General features: G+C 73.2%; 15 protein-coding genes. 10 read left to right on the top strand and 5 right to left on the bottom strand.

Annotated features, from left to right (window positions below; genetic code table 11):
- Positions 1-47: 47 nt before the first annotated feature.
- Positions 48-2,489 (bottom strand): Tex family protein, encoded by a 2,442-nt coding sequence (locus ACZ6CZ_RS22405; RefSeq protein ID WP_469023858.1) that lies wholly within the window; start codon positions 2,487-2,489, stop codon positions 48-50.
- A gap of 161 nt (positions 2,490-2,650) precedes the next feature.
- Between ACZ6CZ_RS22405 and ACZ6CZ_RS22400 the strand changes: the two genes are divergently transcribed.
- Together ACZ6CZ_RS22400 and ACZ6CZ_RS22395 are read left to right on the top strand one after the other, a co-directional pair.
- Positions 2,651-3,613, top strand: a complete 963-nt coding sequence (locus ACZ6CZ_RS22400; RefSeq protein WP_469023855.1) for a GlxA family transcriptional regulator — start codon at positions 2,651-2,653, stop codon at positions 3,611-3,613.
- Between the two features lie 27 nt (positions 3,614-3,640).
- On the top strand, positions 3,641-4,291 hold the full coding sequence (locus ACZ6CZ_RS22395; protein WP_469023852.1) for a DJ-1/PfpI family protein: 651 nt from the start codon (positions 3,641-3,643) through the stop codon (positions 4,289-4,291).
- On the opposite strand, the gene ACZ6CZ_RS22390 is transcribed toward ACZ6CZ_RS22395, so the two are convergent.
- Entirely contained in the window at positions 4,263-5,018 is a 756-nt protein-coding gene (locus ACZ6CZ_RS22390) for an enoyl-CoA hydratase/isomerase family protein (protein ID WP_469023850.1), read from the bottom strand. The genes ACZ6CZ_RS22395 and ACZ6CZ_RS22390 overlap by 29 nt on opposite strands.
- Positions 5,019-5,219: 201 nt before the next feature.
- On the opposite strand from ACZ6CZ_RS22390, the gene ACZ6CZ_RS22385 reads away from it, so the two are divergent.
- Positions 5,220-5,714: an ATP-binding protein gene (locus tag ACZ6CZ_RS22385; protein WP_469024022.1), complete on the top strand. Its 495-nt coding sequence runs from the start codon at positions 5,220-5,222 to the stop codon at positions 5,712-5,714.
- 30 nt (positions 5,715-5,744) lie between these two features.
- Here the strand turns inward: ACZ6CZ_RS22385 and idi are convergent, their stop codons facing one another.
- From idi to galE, 3 genes are all read right to left on the bottom strand, one after another.
- On the bottom strand, positions 5,745-6,338 hold the full coding sequence (idi, locus tag ACZ6CZ_RS22380; RefSeq protein WP_469023847.1) for an isopentenyl-diphosphate Delta-isomerase: 594 nt from the start codon (positions 6,336-6,338) through the stop codon (positions 5,745-5,747).
- A 172-nt stretch (positions 6,339-6,510) separates the two neighbouring features.
- Positions 6,511-7,452 carry a cation diffusion facilitator family transporter gene (locus ACZ6CZ_RS22375; protein WP_469023844.1) on the bottom strand — a complete coding sequence of 314 codons (942 nt, stop codon included), beginning with the start codon at positions 7,450-7,452 and terminating at the stop codon, positions 6,511-6,513.
- Positions 7,453-7,586: 134 nt separating this feature from the next.
- Positions 7,587-8,558 carry a UDP-glucose 4-epimerase GalE gene (gene galE / locus ACZ6CZ_RS22370; RefSeq protein WP_469023842.1) on the bottom strand — a complete coding sequence of 324 codons (972 nt, stop codon included), beginning with the start codon at positions 8,556-8,558 and terminating at the stop codon, positions 7,587-7,589.
- Positions 8,559-8,834: 276 nt separating this feature from the next.
- Here galE and ACZ6CZ_RS22365 point away from each other — a divergent pair, with 276 nt between their 5' ends.
- From ACZ6CZ_RS22365 to ACZ6CZ_RS22335, 7 genes are all read left to right on the top strand, one after another.
- Positions 8,835-10,643, top strand: a complete 1,809-nt coding sequence (locus ACZ6CZ_RS22365; protein WP_469023839.1) for a DUF5941 domain-containing protein — start codon at positions 8,835-8,837, stop codon at positions 10,641-10,643.
- A complete protein-coding gene (locus ACZ6CZ_RS22360) occupies positions 10,640-11,392 on the top strand; it encodes a phosphocholine cytidylyltransferase family protein (protein WP_469023836.1) in 753 nt (250 codons plus the stop codon). The genes ACZ6CZ_RS22365 and ACZ6CZ_RS22360 overlap by 4 nt, the downstream gene beginning before the upstream one ends.
- On the top strand, positions 11,380-12,441 hold the full coding sequence (locus ACZ6CZ_RS22355) for an iron-containing alcohol dehydrogenase family protein (protein WP_469023834.1): 1,062 nt from the start codon (positions 11,380-11,382) through the stop codon (positions 12,439-12,441). Before ACZ6CZ_RS22360 ends, ACZ6CZ_RS22355 begins: the two co-directional genes overlap by 13 nt.
- Positions 12,419-13,204 (top strand): CDP-alcohol phosphatidyltransferase family protein, encoded by a 786-nt coding sequence (locus tag ACZ6CZ_RS22350; RefSeq protein ID WP_469023832.1) that lies wholly within the window; start codon positions 12,419-12,421, stop codon positions 13,202-13,204. Before ACZ6CZ_RS22355 ends, ACZ6CZ_RS22350 begins: the two co-directional genes overlap by 23 nt.
- A 23-nt stretch (positions 13,205-13,227) precedes the next feature.
- On the top strand, positions 13,228-14,100 hold the full coding sequence (locus ACZ6CZ_RS22345) for a glycosyltransferase family 2 protein (protein WP_469024020.1): 873 nt from the start codon (positions 13,228-13,230) through the stop codon (positions 14,098-14,100).
- Between the two features lie 141 nt (positions 14,101-14,241).
- A complete protein-coding gene (locus ACZ6CZ_RS22340; RefSeq protein WP_469023830.1) occupies positions 14,242-15,171 on the top strand; it encodes an ABC transporter permease in 930 nt (309 codons plus the stop codon).
- Positions 15,164-15,964 (top strand): ABC transporter ATP-binding protein, encoded by an 801-nt coding sequence (locus ACZ6CZ_RS22335; RefSeq protein WP_469023828.1) that lies wholly within the window; start codon positions 15,164-15,166, stop codon positions 15,962-15,964. The genes ACZ6CZ_RS22340 and ACZ6CZ_RS22335 overlap by 8 nt, the downstream gene beginning before the upstream one ends.
- The last annotated feature ends 285 nt before the right edge of the window (positions 15,965-16,249 follow it).

The following is a 16,249-nucleotide window of genomic DNA, read 5'->3' as shown; positions in this document are numbered from 1 at the left end:
CGGGAAGCGGGGCCGGCGGCGCGGCGTGCGCCCCCGGCCCCGGCGGGTCAGCGCCGGCCCTTGTCCGTGTCGAGCAGACCCGCGCGGCGCAGGGCGTCCGCCATCGCGCTGTTGCCCGGCGCGGGAGCCTGCCGGCCGCCGCGGTCGCCACCGCGGGACTGCCCGCCCTGGCCCTGCCCCTGGCCCTGGCCCTGGTTCCGGTCCCGCTTCTGGCCCTGACCCTGCCCCTGCCCCGTGCGCGCCTGGCGCTGCTGGGGCGGCCGGCCGCCGCCGCGCTGCTGACGGGGCGCGTCCTGCGCGGCGGCCTCGTCGTCCAGCCGCAGCGTCAGCGCGACGCGCTTGCGCGGGATGTCCACGTCGAGGACCTTCACCTTGACGATGTCACCCGGCTTGACGACGTCGCGCGGATCCTTGACGAACGTCTTCGACATCGCCGAGACGTGCACCAGCCCGTCCTGGTGGACGCCGACGTCCACGAACGCCCCGAACGCGGCGACGTTCGTCACGACGCCCTCCAGGACCATCCCCGGCCGCAGGTCGGAGAGCTTCTCCACGCCCTCCTTGAAGGTGGCCGTGCGGAAGGCGGGCCGCGGGTCGCGCCCGGGCTTCTCCAGCTCCCTGAGGATGTCGGTGACGGTCGGCAGACCGAAGGTGTCGTCCACGAAGTCCGCCGGGCGCAGCGAGCGCAGCACACCGGTGTTACCGACCAGGGAGGCGACCTCCTCGCCCGTGGTCTTCACCATGCGCCGCACCACCGGGTACGCCTCCGGGTGCACGCTGGAGGCGTCCAGCGGGTCGTCGCCGCCGCGGATGCGCAGGAAGCCCGCGCACTGCTCGAACGCCTTCGGGCCCAGCCGGGCCACCTTCTTCAGCTGCGAACGGGACCGGAAGGGGCCGTTGGCGTCGCGGTGCGCCACGATGTTCTCGGCCAGCCCCGAGGAGATGCCCGAGACCCGGGCGAGCAGCGGCACGGACGCCGTGTTGACGTCCACGCCGACACCGTTGACACAGTCCTCGACCACCGCGTCCAGCGAGCGCGACAGCTTCACCTCGGACAGGTCGTGCTGGTACTGGCCGACACCGATCGACTTGGGATCGATCTTCACCAGCTCGGCCAGCGGATCCTGCAGCCGCCGGGCGATGGAGACGGCGCCGCGCAGCGACACGTCCATGCCGGGCAGCTCCTGCGAGGCGTAGGCCGACGCCGAGTACACCGACGCGCCCGCCTCCGACACCATCACCTTCGTCAGCTTCAGCTCCGGATGGCGGGCGATCAGGTCGGCGGCGAGCCGGTCCGTCTCCCGGGACGCCGTGCCGTTGCCGATCGCGACCAGCTCCACGGCGTGCTCCTCGGCGAGCCGGGCGAGCTTGGCGACGGCCTCGTCCCACTTGTTGGCCGGGACGTGCGGGTAGACGACGTCGGTCGCCACCGCCTTGCCGGTGCCGTCGACCACGGCCACCTTCACACCCGTACGGAAACCGGGGTCGAGGCCCAGCGTGGCGCGGGTGCCGGCCGGCGCGGCCAGCAGCAGGTCGCGGAGGTTGGCGGCGAACACGTCGACCGCCTCGTCCTCGGCGGCGGTGCGCAGCCGCAGCCGCAGGTCGATGCCGAGGTGGACCAGGACCCGGGTGCGCCAGGCCCAGCGGACCGTGTCCGCCAGCCACTTGTCGCCCGGGCGGCCCCGCTGCGCGATGCCGAAGCGGTGCGCGATGATCCCCTCGTACGACGACGGCCCCTCGACCGGTTCCTCCGGCTCCAGGACGAGGTCCAGGACCTCCTCCTTCTCACCGCGCAGCATCGCCAGGACGCGGTGCGAGGGCAGGGCGGTGAACGGCTCGGCGAAGTCGAAGTAGTCGGCGAACTTGGCGCCGGCCTCCTCCTTGCCCTCCCGCACCCGGGCCACCAGCCGCCCGCGCTGCCACATGCGTTCGCGCAGCTCGCCGATGAGGTCGGCGTCCTCCGAGAACCGCTCCGTGAGGATGGCCCGCGCGCCGTCCAGGGCGGCCTGCGGATCGGCGACGCCCCTGGCCGCGTCGACGAACGCGGCGGCCGCGGCGAGCGGTTCGACGGCCGGGTCGCCGAGCAGGCCGTCGGCCAGCGGCTCCAGCCCGGCCTCCCGCGCGATCTGCGCCTTCGTCCGCCGCTTCGGCTTGAACGGCAGGTAGATGTCCTCCAGGCGCGCCTTGGTCTCGGCGCCCCGGATACGGGCCTCCAGCTCCTCGGTGAGCTTGCCCTGCTCGCGCACCGACTCCAGGACCGCGGTCCGCCGCTCCTCCAGCTCCCGCAGGTAGCGCAGCCGTTCCTCGATCGTGCGCAGCTGCGCGTCGTCGAGCGTCCCGGTCGCCTCCTTGCGGTAGCGGGCGATGAAGGGCACCGTCGAACCGCCGTCGAGCAGTTCGACCGCGGCCTTCACCTGCCGCTCCCGTACGCCGAGTTCCCCGGCGATCCTGCCTTCGATGGACCCTGATTCGGACCCGGGTGTCGTCACGATCCCGTACCGCCTTCTCCGCTGAGGTTGCGCGGCAATTGTGGCAGGTGACACCGACAACCGGGGATCAGGGCGGGGCCGGGTCGGCGGGCGGCCGGGTGGCAGGAAAGGTGGGAAGCCCGTCATTGCGGCCATCGCGCGGCCCGCCGGAGAATCGGGGCATGCCCGAGCGAACCGTCCTCGTCGTCCTCTTCGACGGCGTCCAGAGCCTCGACGTCACCGGCCCCGTGGAGGTCTTCGCGGGCGGCGAGCAGCGCGTCCCGGGGACGTACCGCATCCGCACCGCCTCCCTGGACGGCGCGCCGGTGCACACCTCCAGCGGCCTCACCCTGGTCCCGGACCGGTCCCTGACGGCCGGCCCGCCCGGCGCGCACACCCTGCTCGTCCCCGGCGGCCGGGGCACCCGCGAGCCTGACCCGCGCCTGACCGACTGGCTGCGCGTCCACGGGCCCCGTGCCGAGCGGCTGGTCTCGGTGTGCACCGGGGCGTTCCTGCTGGCCGCCGCCGGGCTGCTGGACGGCCGCCGGGCCACCACGCACTGGGCGTACTGCGCCACCCTGGCCCGCGCCCACCCGGCCGTCGCGGTCGACCCGGAGCCCATCTACATCCGGGACGGCCGGGTCCGCACCTCGGCCGGCGTCACCTCCGGCATCGACCTCGCCCTCGCCCTCGTCGAGGAGGACCTCGGCCGGGAGACCGCGCTCGCCGTCGCCCGCCACCTCGTCGTCTTCCTGCGCAGACCCGGCAACCAGGCCCAGTTCAGCGCCCAGCTCGCCGCCCAGACGGCGCGCCGCGAGCCGCTGCGCGAGGTCCAGCGCTGGATCAGCGAGCACCCGGCCGGCGACCTGAGCGTCGAGGCGCTGGCCGCCCGCGCCGCCCTCTCGCCGCGCCACTTCGCCCGCGCCTTCCAGGCCGAGACCGGCACCACCCCGGGCCGCTTCGTGGACCGGGTCCGCCTGGAGCACGCCCGGCGCCTGCTGGAGGAGACCGCCGACGGCATCGAGGAGATCTCCCGGGCCAGCGGCTACGGCACCCCCGAGGCCATGCGCCGGGCCTTCCGCAAGGTCCTCGGCGCCTCCCCGGCCGCATACCGGCGGCGCTTCTGCGCCGCACCCGCCGGCTGAGCCGGACGGGAACGAGAAGGGACACCCATGCAGATCGCCATCGTCCTCTACGACCGCTTCACCGCCCTCGACGCCGTGGGGCCCTACGAGATGCTCTGCCGCCTCCCGGACGTCCGGGTCGACTTCGTCGCCGAGCGGCCGGGACCGGTGCGCACCGAGACGGGCTTCCTGGCGCTGACCGCCGACCGGGCGCTGGCGGAGGTGACCCGCCCGGACCTGATCGTGGTGGCCGGCGGCCCCGGCACGCTCGAACAGGCGAAGAACCCGGCCCTGCTCGACTGGCTGCGGCTCGCCGACGCCACCAGCACCTGGACGACCTCGGTCTGCTCGGGTTCGCTGCTGCTGGCCGCCGCCGGACTGCTGCGGGGCCGGCGGGCCACCTGCCACTGGGCCGCCCTCGACCTGCTGCGGCGCCACGGGGCCGAGCCCGCGCGGGAACGGGTGGTGACCGACGGCAAGTACGTCACCGCGGCCGGTGTCTCCGCCGGCCTCGACATGGGCCTGAGCCTGGTCGGCCGGATCGCCGGTGACGAGCACGCCCAGGCCGTCCAGCTGCTCACCGAGTACGACCCCCGACCGCCCTACGACGCCGGCTCGCCCGGCACGGCACCCGCCCACCTGGTCGAGGAGCTGCGCGCCGGCGGCCGCTTCACTCCGGTGCGGGAACGCTCCAGGTGAAGCGCGGCGGCCTGCGCTCCAGGAAGGCGGCGACGCCCTCCGCGGTGTCGCCGCTGCCGCGTGCCTGCCCGCTCCAGTGGGCGTCCCGGTCGGCGCGGCCGTCGGCGAACTCCTTCGCCGCCGCCTGGGTCAGCTGGGAGCGGGCGACCAGGACCGCGGTGAACTCCGCCACCCGCCGCTCCAGCAGGCCCGGCGGCAGCACCTCGTCGACCAGACCGGTGCGCAGCGCCCGGCCGGTGTCGATCAGCTCGCCGGAGAACAGCAGGTACTTGGCGGCGGCCGGACCCACCAGCGACACCAGCCGCCGGGTGGCGGACGCCGGATAGACGACCCCGAGCTTCGCCGGCGTCACCCCGAACAGCGCCCCCTGCTCGGCGAACCGCAGATCGCAGGCCGCCGCGAGCTGTGCGCCGCCGCCCACGCAGTGCCCGCGCACCGCCGCCAGCGTCGGCTTGGGGAACGCCGCGAGCGCCTCCTCCGCCTCCACCGCGAGCCGCTGCGCCTCCTCGGGCGAGCCGACGAGCGTGGAGATGTCGGCCCCGGCGCAGAAGGTGCCCTCCGCTCCGGTGAGGACCAGCGCCCGTACCCCGGGGTCGGCGGCCAGCTTGTCGAGCAGCGGGGGCAGCGACCGCCACATCGCGGCCGTCATGGCGTTGCGCTTGGCCGGATGGTGGACGACGACGGTGGCGACCGAGTCGGCGACCCGGTGCAGCAGCTGCGGCTCCATGCGCCGGATGCTATACAACCCGAAAAGTTCGCGAAGGCAGCCCTCCGGCGTCAGGAACGGTCCCTCAGCCGACCCGGTCGTGCGAGAACGGTCAGAACCGTTCGATACCAGCTGACTTGTGTTCAGTCCGGCGGGCCGGTGCGGAGCGCTGACAACACTCGACGTGTGGTGACAATCGAGCGCGAGGGCGGCGACCGGACGATGGACAACCATGGGCGCGTGGACGGTCGGCGCCCAGCGGAAGAAGCCGAGCGGCCGTCCGGTCCGCTGCCGTACGAGGGGGTCTGGCGGTTCACCGCCGCCGCGGTGGACGCCTCGGTCCCGCAGGCCCGGCACGCGGTGCGCGACCTGCTGCTGCGCCAGGGCGTCCCGGTCGAGGACGACCTGGTCCACGGTCTGCTGCTGATCGTCTCCGAACTGGTGACCAACGCGGTCAGGCACGCGGCGCTGCTGTCGCCGATGCTCGCCGTGGAGGTCGCCGTCGGTGCCGAGTGGGTGCGGGTGTCGGTGGAGGACAACCACCCCTACCGTCCCACGGCCCTGGAGGCCGACCACGCCCGGACCGGCGGCCGCGGCCTGCTCCTGGTCCGCGAGGTGGCCCGGGAAGCGGGCGGGGTGGTCGACGTGGAGCACACCGCGAGCGGCGGCAAGGTGATCTGGGCCGCCCTGCCGCTCAAGCCCGCTCCGCTCACCTGACCGCCGCGGGCCCGCGGCGCCGCGCAGCGGCTACCAGCCCGCGGACGGACCCGTCAGCTCCCGCACCGCCGGGCGCGCCGCGTCCAGCACGGTCATGAACCAGGCCGAGAAGGGGGCCGCGGCGTGCCGCTCGGCCAGCTCCTGCGGGGTCACGAAGGCGATCGCGCCGACCTCCTCCGGGTCCGGTCCCGCGGGTGCCTGCACCAGTCCCACGAACAGGTGGTTGAACTCCTGCTCCACCAGGCCCGAGGCCGGGTCCGGGTGGTTGTAGCGGACCGTGCCCGCCTCCGCGAGCAGCGACGGGGAGACACCCAGCTCCTCGTACGTGCGCCGGGCCGCCGCCGCGAACGGCGCCTCGCCGGGGTAGGGGTGGCCGCAGCAGGTGTTGGACCACACACCGGGGGAGTGGTACTTGCCCAGCGCGCGCTGCTGGATCAGCAGCCGCCCCTGCTCGTCGAAGAGGAACACCGAGAACGCCCGGTGCAGCAGTCCCGGGGGCTGGTGGGCGGCGAGCTTCTCCGCCGTGCCGGTCGTGACACCCTTCTCGTCGACCAGTTCCAGCAAAATCGGCTCTGCGGTGCCGTTCGACGAGCTGTGCGTCGCGGTGGCAGGTGTGATCGGCATACCCATCCTTCGCCTCGGTCTTCGCCCCCCAAGTCTGCCGTACGAATCCGGCACTCCCGGCACTTCCCGGCGTGTCCGGAAGCCGACCCGGGAGGTGATCGTGCCCGGACCGGTGACGGCGGAACCGCCCGGCCGGGCGCTCAGATGTGCGGTGGTGCCGCGGGCGCCGGGGTCAGTGGCACAGACGCGCCTCGTGCGCCGCGTGCCCCACCGGCTCCAGCTGGAAGGTGCAGTGCTCCACGTCGAAGTGGTCACCCAGACAGCCCTGCAACTCGTGCAGCATCTTCTCGTGCCCGATGGCGTTCAGCACGTCCGAGCGGACCACCACGTGCGCGGACAGCACCGGCAGGCCCGAGGTGATCGTCCAGGCGTGCAGGTCGTGCACGTCCTCCACGCCGTCCAGCGCCAGGACGTGCGCCCGCACCTCGGCCATGTCGACGTCCCGGGGCGCCGACTCCAGCAGCACCTCCAGCGTCTCGCGCAGCAGCTTCAGCGTCCTCGGCACGATCATCAACCCGATGACCAGCGAGGCGACCGGGTCGGCGGCCTGCCACCCGGTGGTCAGGATCACCGTCGCGGAGATCAGCACCGCCACCGAGCCCAGCGCGTCCGCGGCCACCTCCAGGAAGGCGCCGCGCACGTTCAGGCTCTCCTTCTGCCCGCGCATCAGCAGGGTGAGCGAGATCATGTTCGCGACCAGACCGATCAGACCGAACACGATCATCAGACCGCCCCGGGTGTCCGCCGGGGTCAGGAACCGCTCGATCGCCTCGTACAGCACATAGCCGCCGACCCCGAGCAGCAGCAGGCAGTTGGCCAGGGCGGCCAGGATCTCCGCCCGGGCGAGGCCGAACGTGCGGTGCTCGCTCGGCGGGCGGGCGGCGAAGTGGATGGCGAGCAGCGACATGCCGAGGCCCACCGCGTCCGTCGCCATGTGGGCCGCGTCCGCGATCAGCGCCAGGGAGTCCGCGACCAGGCCGCCGACGATCTCCACGACCATGACCGTGAGCGTGATGCACAGCGCGGCGCGCAGCCGCCCGCGGTACGCCGCCGCCGCGGTGCCGGTGGGCGGCGCGTGGGCGTGCCCGTGTCCGTGATCATGCCCAGCCCCCATGACGACCGCCCTTCCGTGATCCGCCCGGGCTCACAGTCAACTACGGGTGGGGGGTATCGGGCAACGCGGCAGTGAACACCGTTGTCATATGCTCTGACCTGCGGAAACGAATCGCAGGTCAGGGCGGGCGCGGCTCACTCGCCGTGCTGCAGCCGCCAGCCCCGCCAGGCCGACTCCACCATCTCGCGTACCCCGCGCCGCGCCCGCCAGCCCAGCACCTCGGCGGCCCGCTCGGCCGACGCCACCGCCCGCGGCGCGTCCCCGGGCCTGCGCGCCTCGACGACCGGCTCCCGGCGGTCCCCGGTGACCTCGCCGATGACGGTGACCAGCTCGCGCACCGACACCCCGGTGCCCCGGCCGATGTTCAGCGTCAGGTCGCCGGACAGGTCCCCCCCGGCCAGCCGCCGCGCCGCCGCGAGATGCGCCTCGGCCAGATCGGCGACGTGCACGTAGTCCCGGACGCAGGTGCCGTCCGGAGTCGGGTAGTCGGCGCCGAAGATGCGCGGCGCCTCGTCGCGGGTGAGCCGGTCGAACACCATGGGCACGATGTTGAACACCCCCGTGTCGGCCAGCTCCGGAGCGGCGGCGCCCGCCACGTTGAAGTAGCGCAGGCACACCGTCGCGATGCCGTGCGCCCGCCCCGCCGCCCGCACCAGCCACTCCCCGGCCAGCTTCGTCTCGCCGTAGGGGTTGACCGGCGCGCACGCCGTGTCCTCGGTGATCAGCTCCACGTCCGGGGCGCCGTAGACGGCGGCCGAGGAGGAGAAGAGGAAGCGTTCGACACCGGCGTCCGCGACCGCGTCCAGCAGGGTGGCCAGGCCGCCCACGTTCTCCCGGTAGTAGTGGGTGGGCCGCGCCACGGACTCGGCGACCTGCTTGCGCGCCGCGAGATGGACGACGCCCGTGACGCCGTGCTCGGCGAGGACCCGCTTCAGCAGCGCCGGGTCCAGCGCGGACCCCGCCACCAGCGGGATGCCGGCCGGCAGCCGGGCGGGGATGCCCGCCGACAGGTCGTCCAGCGCCACCACACGCTCTCCGGCGCCGGCCATGGCTCGTGCCACATGCGCCCCGATGTATCCGGCACCGCCGGTGATCAGCCACGTCATGGTCGCCCACCCTATGCCGGGGCCGGCACCGCGGCGCCGCGTGTCCCCGATGCCCGGTTGTGGGCACCGGGTTTGTGGGGCGGGCCCCGGATCGCTCATGATGATCGCGGCGAAGGCCGGGGCAGAACCCGTCGACGGGCCCGTGAACGGGTGGTGAACGCGGGCCGCGCGCCATCCGATAGCCTTCGCCGACATGCCGCCCGGGTGCCGCGGACCGGGCGCCCCACCACGCAGACGACCGGCGCAGCCGCGCCGGCACCCAGGGAGTGAGTTCGGTTGCCGACCGCCATCGTCACCGGTCAGCCGGTCCCCGGATCGTCACTCGAGAGCGAGCTGCGCTCCCTCGGCTTCGACGTGCTGGCGGCCCCCGACGCCCCCGCGACCGGGACCCTCCTCGCGGCCGTGCCCGCCGGCCACCGCATCGCCGTCGTCGACGCCCGCTTCGTCGGCCACCCGCACGCCCTGCGCCTCGGTCTCACCGACCCCCGCTTCCCGCTCGCCGCCGTGCCCGGCGCCGTCACCGCGCAGCCCGCCGGCCGCGAGGCCCTGACCCGGGCGCTGGCCCGCGAGAGCGCCGCGGGCGGCGGCACCGCGCTCGCCGTCGACAGCCTCGCCGACCGGATCGTCACCGCCCTCGACGCCGACGGCAGCGCCGTGCACCGCCCCGAACTCGGCAGCCTGGTCGCCGCCGTCCCGGCCGACCCGCAGGCCCGCAACGAGGCCCGGCAGGCCGTCGCCGCCGTCGACGACGAGGCCGTACGCCTGAAGTCGGCCGTCAAGGCCCGCGACGGCTTCTTCACCACGTTCTTCATCAGCCCCTACTCGCGCTACCTCGCCCGCTGGTGCGCGCGCCGCGGCCTGACCCCCAACCAGGTCACCACCGCGTCGCTGCTCACCGCCCTGATAGCCGCGGGCTGCGCGGCCACCGGCACCCGCGGCGGGTTCGTCGCGGCCGGCGTGCTGCTGATCGCCTCCTTCGTGCTGGACTGCACCGACGGCCAGCTCGCCCGCTACTCCCTGCAGTACTCCACGCTCGGCGCCTGGCTCGACGCCACCTTCGACCGGGCCAAGGAGTACGCCTACTACGCCGGCCTCGCGCTGGGCGCCGCACGCGACGGCGACGACGTGTGGGTCCTGGCCCTGGCCGCGATGGTCCTGCAGACCTGCCGGCACGTCGTGGACTTCTCCTTCACCGAGGCCAACGCCGGCGCCACCGCCAACACCAGCCCCACCGCGGCCCTCTCCGACAAGCTCGACAGCGTCGGCTGGACGGTCTGGGCCCGCCGGATGATCGTGCTGCCCATCGGCGAACGCTGGGCCATGATCGCCGTCCTCACCGCCGCCACCACCCCGCGCACCACCTTCCTCGTGCTGCTCGCCGGCTGCGCCCTCGCCGCGACCTACACCACGGCCGGCCGCGTGCTGCGCTCGGTGACCCGCAAGGCGCGGCGTACCGAGCGGGCGGCGCGCGCCCTCGCGGACCTCGCCGACAACGGCCCGCTCGCCTCGCTCGTCGGCCGCACCCCCCGGCCGCGCCCGGGCGGCCCGCTGGTGGTGGCCCTCGCCGGTGCGGCCGTCCTCGCCGCGACGCTCGCCGCCGCGGCCCTCTCCGGCCCGGCCTGGGCCCCCGTCGCGGGCGCCGCCGTCTACGCCGTCGCCTGCGGCACCGCCCTCTCGCGGCCCCTCACCGGCGCCCTCGACTGGCTGGTCCCGCCCCTGTTCCGGGCCGCCGAGTACACCACCGTGCTCGTCCTCGCCGCCCAGGCGGACGTGCCCGGAGCCCTTCCCGCGGCCTTCGGGCTGGTGGGCGCGGTCGCCTACCATCACTACGACACGGTGTACCGCATCCGCGGCGACGCCGGAGCGCCCCCGGCCTGGCTGGTGCGCGCCATCGGGGGACAGGAAGGGCGCACGCTGCTGGTCGCGGTGGCGGCCGCGCTGCTCACCGGTCCGCAGTTCAAGGCCGCGCTCACGGTGCTCGCCGTGGCCGTCGCCCTCGTGGTGCTCGTCGAGAGCATCCGCTTCTGGGTGTCCGCCCACCAGGGTGGGGCGCCCGCCGTACACGATGAAGGAGAACCCGCATGATCGGCCTCGTGCTGGCGGCCGGCGCCGGACGGCGTCTGCGCCCCTACACCGACAGCCTCCCCAAGGCTCTGGTGCCGGTCGGTCCCGCGGGCATAGAGGGCGAACCGACGGTCCTGGACCTGACCCTCGGCAACTTCGCCGAGATCGGTCTGACCGAGGTCGCGGTCATCGTCGGCTACCGCAAGGAGGCCGTCTACGAGCGCAAGGCCGCCCTGGAGCGGAAGTACGGCCTGAAGCTCACCCTCATCGACAACGACAAGGCCGAGGAGTGGAACAACGCCTACTCCCTGTGGTGCGGCCGTGACGCCCTGAAGGACGGCGTGATCCTCGCCAACGGCGACACCGTCCACCCGGTCTCCGTCGAGAAGACGCTGCTCGCCGCCCGCGGCGACGGCAAGAGGATCATCCTCGCCCTCGACACCGTGAAGTCCCTCGCGGACGAGGAGATGAAGGTCGTCGCCGACCCCGGCAAGGGCATGACGCGCATCACCAAGCTGATGGACCCGGCCGAGGCGACCGGCGAGTACATCGGCGTCACCCTCATCGAGGGCGACGCCGCCGCCGAGCTGGCCGACGCGCTGAAGGCGGTCTGGGAGACCGACCCGCAGCAGTTCTACGAGCACGGGTACCAGGAGCTGGTGAACCGCGGCTTCCGGATCGACGTGGCGCCCATCGGCGACGTCCCGTGGGTGGAGATCGACAACCACGACGACCTCGCCCGGGGACGGGAGATCGCATGCCAGTACTGACCCGGCTGATTCCCTCGCCGGTCGTCGTGGACATCCGCCCGGGTGCCCTCGACGACCTCGCGGGCGTCCTCGCCGACCAGCGGATCTCGCAGTCCGGGCGGCTCGCGGTGGCCATCAGCGCCGGCTCCGGCGCCCGGCTGCGCGACCGGCTCGCCCCGTCCCTGCCCGGCGCCGACTGGTACGAGGTCGGCGGCGGCACCATCGACGACGCGGTCCGGCTGGCCGACGCCATAAAGTCCGGCCACTACGACGCCGTCGTCGGCCTCGGCGGCGGCAAGATCATCGACTGTGCGAAGTTCGCCTCCGCGCGCGTGGGCCTGCCCCTCGTCGCGGTGGCCACCAACCTCGCGCACGACGGCCTGTGCTCGCCCGTCGCCACCCTCGACAACGACGCCGGCCGCGGCTCCTACGGCGTGCCCAACCCGATCGCGGTCGTCATCGACCTCGACGTGATCCGCGAGGCGCCGGTGCGCTTCGTGCGCTCGGGCATCGGCGACGCGCTGTCCAACATCTCCGCCGTGGCCGACTGGGAGCTGTCCCAGCGCGTCAACGGCGAGAAGGTGGACGGCCTCGCCGCCGCCATGGCCCGGCAGGCCGGCGAGGCCGTGCTGCGCCACCCCGGCGGGGTCGGCGACAACGGCTTCCTCCAGGTACTGGCCGAGGCCCTGGTCCTCACCGGTATCGCCATGTCGGTGTCGGGCGACTCCCGCCCCTCCTCCGGCGCCTGCCACGAGATCAACCACGCCTTCGACCTGCTCCACCCCAAGCGCGCGGCCAGCCACGGCGAGCAGTGCGGACTGGGCGCGGCCTTCGCGATGTTCCTGCGCGGGGCGCACGAGGAGTCGGCGTACATGGCCGAGGTGCTGCGCCGGCACGGGCTGCCGGTGCTGCCCGAGGAGATCGGCTTCACCGTGGACGAGTTCGTCCGGGTCGTGCAGTTCGCCCCGGAGACCCGCCCCGGCCGCTACACCATCCTGGAACACCTCGACCTCAAGACCGAGCAGATCAAGGACCTCTACGCCGACTATGTCAAGGCCATCGGTAGCTGAACTCCGTCCGGTCGTCCACCCCGCGGGGGTGAAGGACCGGCGCAGCGGCGAGCACTGGGCGGGACGCCTCTACATGCGCGAGGTGTCCCTGCGCATCGACCGCTACCTGGTGAACACCAGGGTCACGCCCAACCAGCTCACGTACCTGATGACCGTCTGCGGTGTGCTCGCGGCCCCGGCCCTGCTGGTGCCGGGGATCGCGGGCGCCGTCCTCGGCATCGTCGCCACCCAGCTGTACCTGCTGCTGGACTGCGTCGACGGGGAGGTCGCCCGCTGGAAGAAGCAGTACTCCCTCGCCGGGGTCTACCTCGACCGGGTCGGCGCCTACCTGACCGACGCGGCCGTCCTGGTCGGCCTCGGGCTGCGCGCCGCCGACCTGTGGGGCAGCGGGCGCATCGACTGGCTGTGGGCGTTCCTCGGCACGCTGGCCGCGCTGGGCGCCATCCTGATCAAGGCGGAGACCGACCTGGTCGGTGTCGCCCGCCACCAGGCCGGGATGCCCCCGGCGAAGGACGCGGCCGGCGTCGCCGAACCGCGTTCCGCGGGGATGGCGCTGGCCCGCCGGGCCGCCTCGGCGCTGCGCTTCCACCGGCTCATCCTCGGCATAGAGGCGTCCTTCCTGATCCTGCTCCTGGCCGTGGCGGACCAGATCCACGGCGATCTGTTCTTCACCCGGCTCGGCACCGCCGTCCTGGCCGGCATCGCCCTGCTCCAGACGCTGCTGCACCTGGTGTCCGTCCTCGCGTCCAGCAGGCTGAGGTGAGTGCCGTGGAGACCTCCTCCGCCCTGAAGGTCGGCGCCGTCATCATCACCATGGGCAACCGCCCCGAGGAGCTGCGCGCGCTGCTCGACTCGATCGCCAAGCAGGACGGCGACCCCGTCGAGGTGGTCGTGGTCGGCAACGGCTCGCCCGTCCCGGACGTCCCCGCGGGCGTGCGCACCATCGAGCTGCCCGAGAACCTGGGCATCCCCGGCGGCCGCAACGTCGGAACGGAAGCCTTCGGGCCCAGCGGCCGAGACGTCGACATCCTGCTCTTCCTCGACGACGACGGCCTGCTCGCCCGCACCGACACCGCCGAGCTGTGCCGCCAGGCCTTCACCGCCGACCCGGAACTCGGCATCATCAGCTTCCGCATCGCCGACCCGGACACCGGCGTCACCCAGCGCCGCCACGTCCCCCGGCTGCGCGCGGCCGACCCGATGCGCTCCTCCCGGGTCACCACCTTCCTCGGCGGCGCCAACGCCGTACGGACCCAGGTGTTCGCGGAAGCCGGCGGGCTGCCGGACGCATTCTTCTACGCACACGAGGAAACCGACCTGGCATGGCGGGCCCTCGACGCGGGCTGGATGATCGACTACCGGTCCGACATGGTGCTGTACCACCCCACGACCGCGCCCTCCCGGCACGCGGTCTACCACCGCATGGTCGCGCGCAACCGGGTCTGGCTGGCCCGCCGCAACCTGCCCGCCGCGCTGGTCCCCGTCTACCTCGGGGTGTGGCTGCTGCTGACCTTGCTGCGCCGCCCCTCGCGCCCGGCCCTGCGGGCCTGGTTCGGCGGGTTCCGGGAGGGCTGGAGCACCCCGTGCGGGCCCCGGCGCCCGATGAAGTGGCGTACCGTGTGGCGATTGACCCGGCTGGGCCGCCCCCCGGTGATCTGACAAGCTCGACACAGCGGGGCGCACGCGCCCCGGGACGACGCGGGACCGGCCGGCCGGCCGGACCACTCGCAGGAACCACCCCCGGCCGCCCCGGACCAGCCGGAACCAGGCGGCCGACCCAGAGGACGAAAGTTTCCATCCGTGAGTGAGACAACGCATGACGGCACAGTCGCGGTGAGCGCGGCCCCGTCGCCCGACGAGGGGCTGACGGCGCAGCAGCTCGCCGACCGGTACGGCCTCGCCGTGAGCGGCGCCCGGCCCTCACTCGCCGACTACGTCCGTCAGCTGTGGAGCCGGCGCCACTTCATCCTCGCCTTCTCCCAGGCCAAGCTGACCGCGCAGTACGCCCAGGCCAAGCTCGGCCAGGTCTGGCAGGTCGCCACGCCGCTGCTGAACGCGGCCGTGTACTACTTCATCTTCGGCCTGATCCTCGACGCCCGCCGCGGCCTGTCGCACGACGTGTACATCCCGTTCCTGGTCACGGGCGTCTTCGTGTTCACCTTCACCCAGAGTTCGATCATGTCCGGCGTCCGGTCCATCTCCGGCAACCTCGGCCTGGTGCGCGCCCTGCACTTCCCGCGCGCCTCGCTGCCGGTCTCCTTCGCCCTCCAGCAGCTTCAGCAGCTGATGTTCTCCATGATCGTGCTGTTCGTCGTGGTGATCGCCTTCGGCAGCTACCCGAGCCTGTCCTGGCTGCTGATCGGGCCGGTGCTGGTGCTGCAGTTCCTGTTCAACACCGGGCTCGCGCTGGTCGTGGCCCGCCTCGGCGCCAAAACGCCCGACCTGGCCCAGCTGATGCCGTTCATCCTGCGCACCTGGATGTACAGCTCCGGCGTCATGTTCTCGATCGACAAGATGCTCGAGGGCCACCCGGAGTGGATCGCCCGGGTGCTCCAGGCGAACCCGGCGGCCGTCTACATGGACCTCATGCGCTACGCGCTCATCGACGGCTACGGCTCGTCCTACCTCCCGCCGCACGTGTGGGCCCTCGCCGTGGTCTGGGCGGTGGCCGTGTTCGCCGGCGGTTTCGTGTACTTCTGGAAGGCGGAGGAGCGGTACGGCCGTGGCTGAGCAGAACCCCGAGGGCACCGAGCGCACCGAGCGCGACCGTCGTCCGACCGTCATCGCGGACGACCTGCACATCGTCTACCGCGTCAACGGCGCCAAGTCCGGCAAGGGCAGCGCCACCGCGGCCCTCAGCCGCATCCTGCGGCGCGGCGAGGAGCGGGGGGTGCGCAAGGTGCACGCCGTGCGGGGCGTGTCCTTCGTCGCCTACCGGGGCGAGGCGATCGGCCTGATCGGCTCCAACGGCTCCGGCAAGTCCACCCTGCTGCGGGCCATCGCCGGCCTGCTGCCCGCCGAGAAGGGCAAGGTCTACACCGACGGCCAGCCCTCGCTGCTCGGCGTGAACGCGGCCCTGATGAACGACCTCACCGGCGAGCGCAACGTCATCCTGGGCGGCCTCGCCATGGGCATGTCCCGTGAGGAGATCAAGGAGCGCTACCAGGACATCGTCGACTTCTCCGGCATCAACGAGAAGGGCGACTTCATCACGCTGCCGATGCGGACGTACTCCTCCGGCATGGCGGCCCGGCTGCGGTTCTCCATCGCCGCCGCCAAGGACCACGACGTCCTCATGATCGACGAGGCGCTGGCCACCGGTGACCGCAAGTTCCAGAAGCGTTCCGAGGAGCGCATCCGGGAACTGCGCAAGGAGGCGGGCACGGTCTTCCTGGTCAGTCACAACAACAAGTCGATCCGCGACACCTGCGACCGCGTGCTGTGGCTGGAGCGCGGCGAGCTGCGCATGGACGGCCCGACCGCCGAGGTCCTCAAGGAGTACGAGAAGTTCACGGGCAAGTAGCCGCTTCCGGCCAGGGCCCCGCCGCAGCCTTCCGGTGGGGCCCCGCGTCTGCAAAGGAAGCGTCAACTCCGGGCCCGCTGAGGAATCTTGCCCCCGATCGGTGTGTTCTTGTGATGCGCAGGACACCCAGGGGAACCGTGCTGCGCTGTACAACGTAAGCTGTACCGGTCCCCGAAAGCGGCAAGTGGGGCGATAATGCGCGACACCCTCCGCCAGGGCCCGCACGGGCCCCGGGGCGGCGTGTCCGAAATAGTGTGTATCGGATCGGCAGTGTAGAACGGGAGA

It is taken from the genome of Streptomyces sp. NPDC041135 (assembly GCF_055592085.1).
This window is presented reverse-complemented; position numbering and strand designations above follow the sequence as displayed.

Excerpts from the sequence above, each read along its gene's own strand:
- ACZ6CZ_RS22385 (WP_469024022.1), top strand. The coding sequence starts at position 5,220 with ATGGACAACCATGGGCGCGTGGACGGTCGGCGCCCAGCGGAAGAAGCC.
- ACZ6CZ_RS22375 (WP_469023844.1), bottom strand. The coding sequence starts at position 7,452 with ATGGGGGCTGGGCATGATCACGGACACGGGCACGCCCACGCGCCGCCC.
- idi (WP_469023847.1), bottom strand. The coding sequence starts at position 6,338 with ATGCCGATCACACCTGCCACCGCGACGCACAGCTCGTCGAACGGCACC.
- ACZ6CZ_RS22360 (WP_469023836.1), top strand. The coding sequence starts at position 10,640 with ATGATCGGCCTCGTGCTGGCGGCCGGCGCCGGACGGCGTCTGCGCCCC.
- ACZ6CZ_RS22350 (WP_469023832.1), top strand. The coding sequence starts at position 12,419 with ATGTCAAGGCCATCGGTAGCTGAACTCCGTCCGGTCGTCCACCCCGCG.
- galE (WP_469023842.1), bottom strand. The coding sequence starts at position 8,558 with ATGACGTGGCTGATCACCGGCGGTGCCGGATACATCGGGGCGCATGTG.
- ACZ6CZ_RS22395 (WP_469023852.1), top strand. The coding sequence starts at position 3,641 with ATGCAGATCGCCATCGTCCTCTACGACCGCTTCACCGCCCTCGACGCC.
- ACZ6CZ_RS22390 (WP_469023850.1), bottom strand. The coding sequence starts at position 5,018 with ATGGAGCCGCAGCTGCTGCACCGGGTCGCCGACTCGGTCGCCACCGTC.
- ACZ6CZ_RS22355 (WP_469023834.1), top strand. The coding sequence starts at position 11,380 with ATGCCAGTACTGACCCGGCTGATTCCCTCGCCGGTCGTCGTGGACATC.
- ACZ6CZ_RS22400 (WP_469023855.1), top strand. The coding sequence starts at position 2,651 with ATGCCCGAGCGAACCGTCCTCGTCGTCCTCTTCGACGGCGTCCAGAGC.